This window comes from Klebsiella sp. 4_1_44FAA (assembly GCF_000238715.1).
Taxonomy (GTDB): domain Bacteria; phylum Pseudomonadota; class Gammaproteobacteria; order Enterobacterales; family Enterobacteriaceae; genus Klebsiella; species Klebsiella pneumoniae.
The window spans coordinates 1-8,918 of the sequence record NZ_JH414817.1 but is presented as its reverse complement, the minus strand read 5'-3'; the positions used below and the strand labels follow the sequence as shown (position 1 = coordinate 8,918).

7 protein-coding genes and 1 pseudogene are annotated in these 8,918 nt (G+C 50.1%); 6 read left to right on the top strand and 2 right to left on the bottom strand.

All coding sequences use genetic code 11. From position 1 onward, the window contains the following. Nucleotides 1–447: plasmid segregation protein ParM domain-containing protein (gene parM, locus HMPREF1024_RS00580; RefSeq protein ID WP_009309991.1), on the bottom strand; the 447-nt coding region annotated here is incomplete at its 3' end. A 248-nt stretch (nt 448–695) separates the two neighbouring features. Beyond that, nucleotides 696–2,183, bottom strand: a complete 1,488-nt coding sequence (gene ltrA, locus HMPREF1024_RS00585) for a group II intron reverse transcriptase/maturase (RefSeq protein ID WP_023332914.1) — start codon at nt 2,181–2,183, stop codon at nt 696–698. 405 nt (nt 2,184–2,588) lie between these two features. Here ltrA and umuD point away from each other — a divergent pair, with 405 nt between their 5' ends. The 6 genes and pseudogenes from umuD to HMPREF1024_RS00615 all read left to right on the top strand — a co-directional run. Next, complete coding sequence (gene umuD / locus HMPREF1024_RS00590) at nt 2,589–3,020, top strand: translesion error-prone DNA polymerase V autoproteolytic subunit (RefSeq protein WP_004197746.1); 432 nt, start codon at nt 2,589–2,591, stop codon at nt 3,018–3,020. Continuing rightward, nucleotides 3,020–4,291, top strand: a complete 1,272-nt coding sequence (locus HMPREF1024_RS00595) for a Y-family DNA polymerase (RefSeq protein ID WP_004197744.1) — start codon at nt 3,020–3,022, stop codon at nt 4,289–4,291. The genes umuD and HMPREF1024_RS00595 overlap by 1 nt, the downstream gene beginning before the upstream one ends. 400 nt (nt 4,292–4,691) lie before the next feature. Further along, nucleotides 4,692–5,588, top strand: a complete 897-nt coding sequence (locus HMPREF1024_RS00600; RefSeq protein WP_004197749.1) for a RepB family plasmid replication initiator protein — start codon at nt 4,692–4,694, stop codon at nt 5,586–5,588. Between the two features lie 321 nt (nt 5,589–5,909). Beyond that, on the top strand, nt 5,910–7,115 hold the full coding sequence (locus HMPREF1024_RS00605) for an AAA family ATPase (RefSeq protein ID WP_004152349.1): 1,206 nt from the start codon (nt 5,910–5,912) through the stop codon (nt 7,113–7,115). Beyond that, nucleotides 7,112–8,086, top strand: coding sequence for a ParB family protein (locus HMPREF1024_RS00610; RefSeq protein WP_004197750.1), 975 nt, complete (start codon nt 7,112–7,114; stop codon nt 8,084–8,086). The genes HMPREF1024_RS00605 and HMPREF1024_RS00610 overlap by 4 nt, the downstream gene beginning before the upstream one ends. 548 nt (nt 8,087–8,634) lie before the next feature. After that, nucleotides 8,635–8,918, top strand: a pseudogene (locus tag HMPREF1024_RS00615) (IS110 family transposase); the annotation flags it as partial.

Below are 8,918 nucleotides of genomic sequence, written 5' to 3'. Positions count from 1 at the left end.
AGTGATTCCGGCATCACCTTCACGTCCGTTACGGTAAACTGCTCTGCCCTTATTCAGAACCAGCTCACGCATCAGGTTTTCCCGTTTGCGTCGTATGTTCTCCTCGTTCCGCTGGCAGTCCCCGTCGTAATACTCACTCAGGGGCAGCGTCACGGTCAGGCTCACCGGCTGCGGCTCCAGTCCGCTGTTCAGCAGCGCATGATGCACGGCCAGCAGGTTGAGATCACCGTACTGATATTCCACGTTTGTTGTCGGGATGGCATCCCGGCTGACGCTGTCCCAGGTGTATTTCAGCGTGCCCACCTGATAATTGAACGTTGCCGCACTGAATTCTGCCACTTTCCAGCCATGCCTGAAGGAGTTCGCAGAGACTCGTGTCTGAAGCTCATCTCCTTCAAACCATGCCAGCTTAACATTAGTTGAACCATCATCGCAGTAAATATTCATCAATATGCTCCGTTAATTACACTCAATTTGATACCAATTATAAGAGCAAAATGAAAAAATCAAAACAATATTTCTCAATATGAGCAATATAAAAATATCAAAATGATTAATTTAAGCATTTTGAACACCTTTATTTACTCAAAATGTTCTTAAGGCATGCGATCTGGATTATCGTCACGCTGTTAAATATGTCGCGGTAGGGATACCCGTTACCGGGTACCCCCCGCACAGATCCCGGCGTGCGCTATTCACGCACCGGGCTCCTGCCTTGGGTGTCTGGCGGTGAACCGCTCCACAGGCCATGGATGCAGAACCCGAACCTTCGGCAGCCATACGGCTGCCAGTCTGTTTGCTTTCGTCCATGTCGTATCATCCTGCTGGCTCCTGCGCCTCAGCGCCCGTCGCCAGAGGTCTGTTACGTATATCCTGAACTTCCGCATCATGGGATAGTTGCCCGGGACTGAGTGGTAGTTCAGGTATCCCTGAACCACTCTCCTGAGCCATTTTCCCTGTTCGGGGATTGAGTAATGCCAGCGCTTTCGTAGTCCGTCCTTGATCGCTTTCAGTGTCGCCGTCATCCTGTCCCGGCGTGTCTTTCGTATCAGCATGAACCTGCCACTACGGTCTTTCCCACTGATATGCGTGAACCCGAGGAAGTTGAACGTTTCTGGTTTACCTTTTCCCCTGCTGGCGCGGTTTTCGGCTGCGAAGCGGCCGAACTCCATCAGTCGGGTTTTCTTCGGATGTACCGTGAGTCCGAACTCCTTCAGTCTGCGCTGCATGGCTATACGAAAGCATTGAGCGTCGATTCGCTTGTCGAACCCGATGACTATGTCATCTGCGTATCTGACCATGACCACATTGCCTGTGGCATGGCGGCGTCGCCACTGATGCGCCCACAGATCGAAGACATAGTGGAGGTAGATGTTTGCCAGCAGCGGCGAGATAACCGCACCCTGTGGGGTGCCTTCCTCCGATGCCCGCCATTCTCCTTCCTCTGAGGTCCCGGCTGTGAGCCACTTTCGTATGAGCCTGATTACCCTCTGGTCGCCGATTCTGTGTTCTATGAACCTGATTAGCCATTCATGGCTTACCTTGTCGAAGAACTGACTAATATCGGCATCCAGTACCCAGTTTACATTGGTCCGAACCAGCCCTGTGGCCAGTGCGTCCAGCGCATTGTGCTGGCTTCGCCCGGGTCTGAACCCGTATGAAAACCCCATAAAGTCATTTTCGTAGACTGCATTCAGGATCTTAACCAGCGCATACTGGACGATTTTGTCCTCCAGTGAGGCGATGCCGAGCGGGCGCTGTTTTCCATCCGCTTTCGGGATGTAGTGCCGCCTGCCGGGCTGAGCCCTGTAACTACCCTGATGAAGCCTCCGGTGCAGATCTGCTATGTTGACCTTCAGGTTTTCGGCGTAGTCCTTCCACCTGACACCATCAACTCCGGCAGCCGCTTTCCTGCTCAGGGAGAGGAATGCGTTCTCCAGTGCCTCTGCTGTCAGGAGGTGGAACAATGCGGTAAACCGTTCTTTCTTCCGCTGCTTCGCAGCTTCCCGCACGCGTGACAGCCTCTGTGACATACTTTCCCGGCTCTGCGTCCGGCGCATGTGTGGCTGTTCCGCGTTTCCCTTGGCCCCGCTCCTTCGCTCCACTGACTCCGCTCCTTGCGGATTGTTCGCCAGATTCGCAGCTACTATGAGCGAGTCCGACTTCTCCTCTCCGTACATCACCGGCTTCGGCTCCTCGCCTTCCCGGTGCGGGCCATCTCCGGCACTGGCAGATGGTCAGAGGGGAGATCTCCCGGTTCCCGCGTAAAGATCGTATTGACATGCCAGGGTCTCAGACCCCGCCGGGTCCATATGGCACTCGCAGTAACGCACCCTATGATGTTGCCTTCCGTAAACAGTACAACGTCGGCACCCGGGAATTTAATATACATTTCGTGGCTCAATGGCTGGCCTGTCAACACCCCTGTCAACGCTTCGCCCCATACCTCACGGTATACAACGCATGACTCGGGGACCCTGTGGATTGCTGGTCCTTCAATGGTCGGGGACTTTCACCCCTTGATCTTTACCGGTCTCCCGGCGCACACTGTATATATAACCAGTAAAATTAGAGTGTCAGGAGGAAAGATGAAGCTACAGTTTTTCAGCACCGGGAAAGAACTCCCGCCACAGGCCCATCCGTTGTTTGCAGACCTGGCCAGCTGCGGTTTTCCCAGCCCTGCAGCTGACTATGTCGAATCTGATCTGGATCTCCATGATTACTGCATACGGCATCCGAGCGCGACTTACTACCTTCGCGCCAGCGGAGACAGCATGGCCGACGGCAGCCTTTACAATGGCGATCTGCTGGTTGTGGACTGTGCCGAGAAGCCCCGGCATGGCGATATTGTTGTGGCCAGCGTGCAGGGGGAGTTTACGGTCAAACGGCTGCTGCTGACGCCACGACTGACGCTGCAGCCCATGAACGCCGCCTGGTCGCCGATTTATCCCGACCCGGACGATCTGGATATCTTTGGCGTCGTCACGCACATCATCCACCGCCCGAGGGAGATGTACTGATGTTTGCCCTGGCCGATGTGAACAGCTTTTATGCCAGCTGCGAACGTGTTTTCCGCCCGGATTTGAAAGGAAAGCCGGTTGTGGTGCTCAGCAATAACGATGGCTGCGTAATCGCGAGAAGTGCCGAGGCAAAGCCCTGGATCAAAATGGGTACGCCGTGGTTTCAGATGAAAAACGAAAGATACCCGGAAAAAATATACGCGTTCTCTAGCAACTATGAACTTTATGCATCCATGTCGGCACGCGTGATGAGCTGCCTGGAGGAACTGGCTCCGGGGGTGGAACAGTATTCGATTGACGAGATGTTCCTCGATCTGACCGGCGTGGAGCACTGCATGGACCTGGAGGACTTCGGCCGGCAGCTGCGACAGCACGTGTATGACTGTACCCGTCTGACCATTGGCGTGGGTGCCGGACCAACGAAAACCCTCGCAAAATCAGCCCAGTGGGCCTCAAAGGAGTGGAAACAGTTTCGTGGTGTGCTCGCACTCACCCGGGGGAATCCACAGCGAACGCGGAAACTGCTTTCACTGCAGCCGGTCGAAGAGATCTGGGGCGTGGGAAACCGTATTGCACGCAAGCTCAATGTTCTGGGCATTAAGACCGCGCTCGATCTGGCCCTGACGAACCCGGCCTTCATCCGGAAAAATTTCTCCGTCGTTCTCGAGCGAACAGTGCGCGAACTGAACGGGGAAAGCTGCATGTCGCTTGAGGAAGCACCGCCAACAAAGCAGCAGATAGTCTGCAGCCGCAGCTTTGGTGAGAAGGTCACTGAATACGATTCGCTGCGGCAGGCTGTCTGTCAGTACGCAGAGCGGGCCTCAGAAAAGCTGCGCAAGGAGCGCCAGTATTGCCGGCATATTTCCGTTTTCATCAAAACGTCTCCGTTCGCCGTTAAAGAGCCTTATTACGGCAACGTGGCCACGGAGAAACTGCTTACTCCCACCCAGGACACCCGGGACATCATTGCGGCCGCCACAACGGCTCTGGAGCGTATCTGGAAGGACGGGCACCGGTATGCCAAAGCCGGTGTGATGCTGAATGACTTCACCGGCTCCGGCGTTTCGCAGCTGCAGCTGTTCGACGAACGCCCTCCACGCCCTCACAGTGCTGAGCTGATGAAGGTTCTCGATGGCATTAATCATTCCGGACTGGGACAGGTCTGGTTTGCCGGACGAGGGATTGCGCCTGCGTGGCAAATGAAACGCGATATGCTCTCCCCTGCGTACACCACCCGCTGGAAAGATATCCCCATAGTGAGGATCGGCTAAATTTTGCATTTCAGAGAGAGCCAGTAGTGCTCGCCGCAGCCGAACGACAGGGCTAAGCCCGCGAGTGAGCGAGGAAGCACCAGGGAACTGTACGGACAAATTCTGCTTACGCTCGAAGTTAAATGGACAACTTATCCAGTTATCCACCGGGTAGATCCAAGTATCTGATCCAGCAAAGATCCATATAATGATCCAAACAGATCCCGGTACGTTGAAAACCGCGCCATGCATAGGCTAACAGCCATTTCATGTGTTTATAAGTCGGATATTTGTGTTTGTAAATCGGTATTCTGTGTTTACAAAGCGGATTTATGTGTTTATAAAACGGATTGCGCGTGTTTATAAATGGGATTACGCATGCTGTGTCTGTGGATGATCCTTTAACTGTGGATAAGTCCTTATGTATAAGAAAAGTGTAGATCTATCACTTGAATCGGTTCTCGTAGAAATCGATGAAAATAAGAAGCTCATGCCTTCCAGAAACGCTACTGTCCAGCCTGTAGCTTTGATGCGCTTAGGTCTGTTTCTACCTTCCTTAAAACGAAAAGGAAAGGATACAGAAAATATCAGTATTGATGCGAGTAACGAACTTCAAAGCTTAGAGTTGGCAAGAGCCGAAGGTTATACAGACATCCGTATTACCGGCCCACGACTTTCGATGGAGACTGACTTCAAGGTGTGGGTTGGCATCATTCTCGCGTTTTCGAAATATGGCTTAAACAGCAGCACCATTGAACTTCCATTCAGCGAGTTTGCTACATTATGCGGGTTTAGCTCAAAGGACAAAGATAAAGGACTCAGAACGCGCTTGGCCGACTCTCTTATTCGTCTTCGCAGCACAACTATCAAGCTTGCCTCAGAAAAGGATCGGAATGGTGTTGTATCTGGTCTGTTAAGTCGTGGTAAGTGGGACGAAAAAGACGACATCATGGAACTTACCGCCGATGAGTCTCTTTGGGAGCTTTATCAATTCGACCGTCAGGTGCTTCTGCAGATGTTTATAATCCGGCAACTTGCGAACAAAGGGACAGCACAGGCCCTATACACTTTCATTGAGAGCCTTCCTGAGCGACCAATACCACTATCGTTCGCGCGTATTAAACGTCGCCTAATGCTTACCTCACCCAATAACCAGCAGAATCGAGTGATTAACAAGGCTATAGACGAGCTTAAAGCGGTCGGTTATTTAGATGGCGATGTCGTTAAAAAGGATGGTGAATGGCACTTAATCATAACCCGTCGCACGCCTAGGCCAGACATTAAGGCTATGTCTGAAGCCTTAAAAGATGGAGAGTAAAAGCGCCTGACTGTGTTTGTAAAGCGGATATGTGCCGCAGTGACTGCGAGTGTTTGCTGTTTTCCCGGTAACACAGCATCAGCATCCGTTTTATAAACACATCTATTCCCTCTCATATTGTTTCCGCTTTGTAAACACACCTGTTTGCTCACTTCCGAACCGATTTATAAACACATGTATCAGCGTTCAGCCTTTGAGTCACTCGCTGAACGTGCAACAAAAACACCAATATCAATAATTTCTTGCACGTCATGGTATTTGTTGTACACTCCGAGTTGTACAATCAATGTCCTCTACATTGAAAACATCATGGAGAACAGAATGAAACGAGATTACGGTGGAGTAGGCTCGATAGCGCGACGAGCTGGCATATTACTTGAGTCAATGAGCCGGGACATTGAAGATCAACGCAAAGAGTTTAACCTTACAGAATACTTCCAGACCTTTACCCGGAACGCAGTAGCCAAATTACCCAAGCTAAGCCGTCGCATCGTGGAGCAGGCCATTAAAGAAATGGAAGATGCAGGCTACGATTTCAACAAGAAACGCGTCGGAAATGTTGAGCAATATGCTCTTACAGTACAGAATGTTATTGATATTTACGCCCACCGCAAGATCCCGAAGTATCGTGAAATCCATCAATCGCCTTACGTTATTTTCGTCGTTAACTTGAAAGGCGGCGTATCCAAAACCGTATCAACTGTAACGCTGGCGCACGCGTTGCGAGTGCATCAGGATTTATTGCGTCACGATCTGCGTATTCTGGTTATTGACCTTGATCCGCAGGCATCCAGCACCATGTTCCTCGATCACACGCACAGTATTGGTTCCATTCTTGAAACCGCCGCGCAAGCGATGCTAAACGATGTCGATGCTGAAACCCTGCGTAACGAAGTGATACGGCCAACCATCATTCCAGGTGTTGATGTTATTCCGGCTTCTATCGATGATGGTTTTGTAGCCAGCGCATGGAAGGAGCTGGTTAGCGAGCACCTGCCGGGCGTAAACCAGTACGAAGTGCTTCGCAAAATCATTATCGATCGTGTGGCTGATGACTACGATTTCATCCTGATTGATACAGGTCCGCACCTCGATCCATTTTTACTAAACGGTTTGGCGGCAAGTGACCTTATTCTCACCCCTACTCCGCCGGCGCAAGTCGATTTCCATTCCACGTTGAAATACCTTACCCGCTTGCCTGAAATGCTGGAAACGCTGGAAGAAGAAGGCATTGAACCGCGTCTGGCTGCCAGTATTGGTTTTATGTCGAAAATGACTGGCAAGCCCGATCACCTGGTTTCACATAGCCTTGCTCGTGAAGTCTACACAAGTAGCATACTGGACTCTTCCCTGCCACGCCTGGATGGCTTTGAACGTTGCGGAGAAACGTTTGATACGATTATTAGTGCTAACCCAGCATCTTATCCCGGTAGCAACGACGCGTTAAAAAAAGCGCGTACAGAAGCAGAGCATTTTACGAAGGCTGTGTTTGACCGTATTGAATTCCTGAGGAGCCAATCAGCGTGAAGAAAAAAATAGTAGCTCGCGGGCGAAACATTTTAGGTAGTGATAGCTCGGATTTTATCCGTAGCCTCGAAACCAAAGAAGCAGAGAAGGTATTCACCCTTAAGTCCGGTAATCAGGCCAAGTTCACCCTCTCAACCATTTTGAATGGTGATATTGAAGAGAAGACATTTGTCGATCCAGCTGTTAACGGTCGCGACCAAAGGTATGTAACCCCTGAGTCAGTGAGCGACATAACGCGAACTATCAACCTGCAGCAATTTTTCCCAGCAATCGGCCGAGTTATTGACGGTTGTATTGAAGTGTTAGATGGTTCCCGGCGCCGGGCGGCATGTATCTTCAGTGGCGCGAAATTCGAAATTCTGGTTACAGAAGATGAGATAAGTCTTGAAGATGCTCGTCAGCTTGCCAAAGACATTCAGACCGCGCGTGAGCATACGCTTCGTGAGATAGGTCAAAGATATCAATTTATGTACGCAAATGGCATGTCTAAGGATGAAATTGCGCGCGTAGAGGACGTCTCACCGGCCAGCGTTTCCCGCGCGTTTCAAGCTGCTTCTGTGCCAGCTGAAATGGTCGAGTTATTCCCGGTTATCAATGAACTCTCCCTTGCTGATTACCAGCTGCTGTTAAAAATTTCAGAGGACTTAGATAGCAAAGGTGTGCCTCTGTCTGATTTGCTCGGAAAAGTTCAGGCAGACATCAGTGCAGCAAAAGTTGAAAGCATAAGTAAGTCGCTAATTATGGACTCTTTTAAACGCCATTCGAAGCAGCTGAAGCCAGCGCCAGTGAAAACTGTACAAACTGAAAAACTACGTGAGTTTGAAGACAAAAAGCAGTTTGCCCGGAAGAAAACCGATCCGTCTAAACGCTTAGTGACCTATGAATTTGCCCGTCTTCCTGCTTCAGTTCAGGCTGAGTTAGATGAGGCCATCAGGCTGGTTATGGGCAACATGCAGTCCTTCGAAAAATAAAAAAAGTGGGAATTTAATGTGTGACTCCACTAAAAAGTTCCCACTACATTTTCAGTCCTAACTATCTAAAAAACTAGGTTTTTTGTGATTTCTTTCAGTATGAAATTCCCTGTCGCATCGCTTGAAGTTTTATAAAGCACAATGGCGTAATTTTTGGAGAAACAAAATCAATGGAACACTCGACAATTTCTGAGGCTCTAATTGGTGGTGTTGTTTGCGGCACTATCGCGGCCGGATTTATCTGGCAATTATTCAGACCTTGGAAACTTGAATGGCTCTGGTTAACCTGTTTTATCCTTACCTCAATCATTGTATTTTTCTTTGGTCCCTCTATGCCAAACCCATTCATGATGTAGAAGTACAAGGAGATGTGCCATGACCGTGAGGCTTTATTACAATGCAGCAGATAGACGAGCCCAAGCGAGCAATGAATGGCATGCTGAGTGGATAAGTAAACGTGGCGGCTTTGTTAATGGAATGGTCGCCTCCCATCTCTTGTGCCACAGTGGGACGATAAATCGTCACTCATTGAACGGAGCGCTGCTATCATGAACGTTAAAACTATTGGAATCGATTTGGCAAAAAACGTTTTCCAGATCCATGGGGTTGACGAGCACGGAAAACGGTTGTTCAACAAACAACTCAGACGGGCACAAATGGCCTCCTTTTTTGCCAACATCCCACCCTGTTTGATCGGCATGGAGGCCTGTGCATCTGCTCATTTCTGGGCCAATAAACTGATATCGATGGGCCATAATGTCAAACTGATGGCCCCTAGTTCGCAAACCCTATGTTAAAACCAATAAGACATGATGCTGCAGACGCTGAAGCT

What these genes read in the sequence shown, in the direction of transcription:
- HMPREF1024_RS00605 (WP_004152349.1), top strand. Translation starts at nt 5,910, where the DNA reads ATGAAACGAGATTACGGTGGAGTAGGCTCGATAGCGCGACGAGCTGGC.
- HMPREF1024_RS00595 (WP_004197744.1), top strand. Translation starts at nt 3,020, where the DNA reads ATGTTTGCCCTGGCCGATGTGAACAGCTTTTATGCCAGCTGCGAACGT.
- HMPREF1024_RS00600 (WP_004197749.1), top strand. Translation starts at nt 4,692, where the DNA reads ATGTATAAGAAAAGTGTAGATCTATCACTTGAATCGGTTCTCGTAGAA.
- umuD (WP_004197746.1), top strand. Translation starts at nt 2,589, where the DNA reads ATGAAGCTACAGTTTTTCAGCACCGGGAAAGAACTCCCGCCACAGGCC.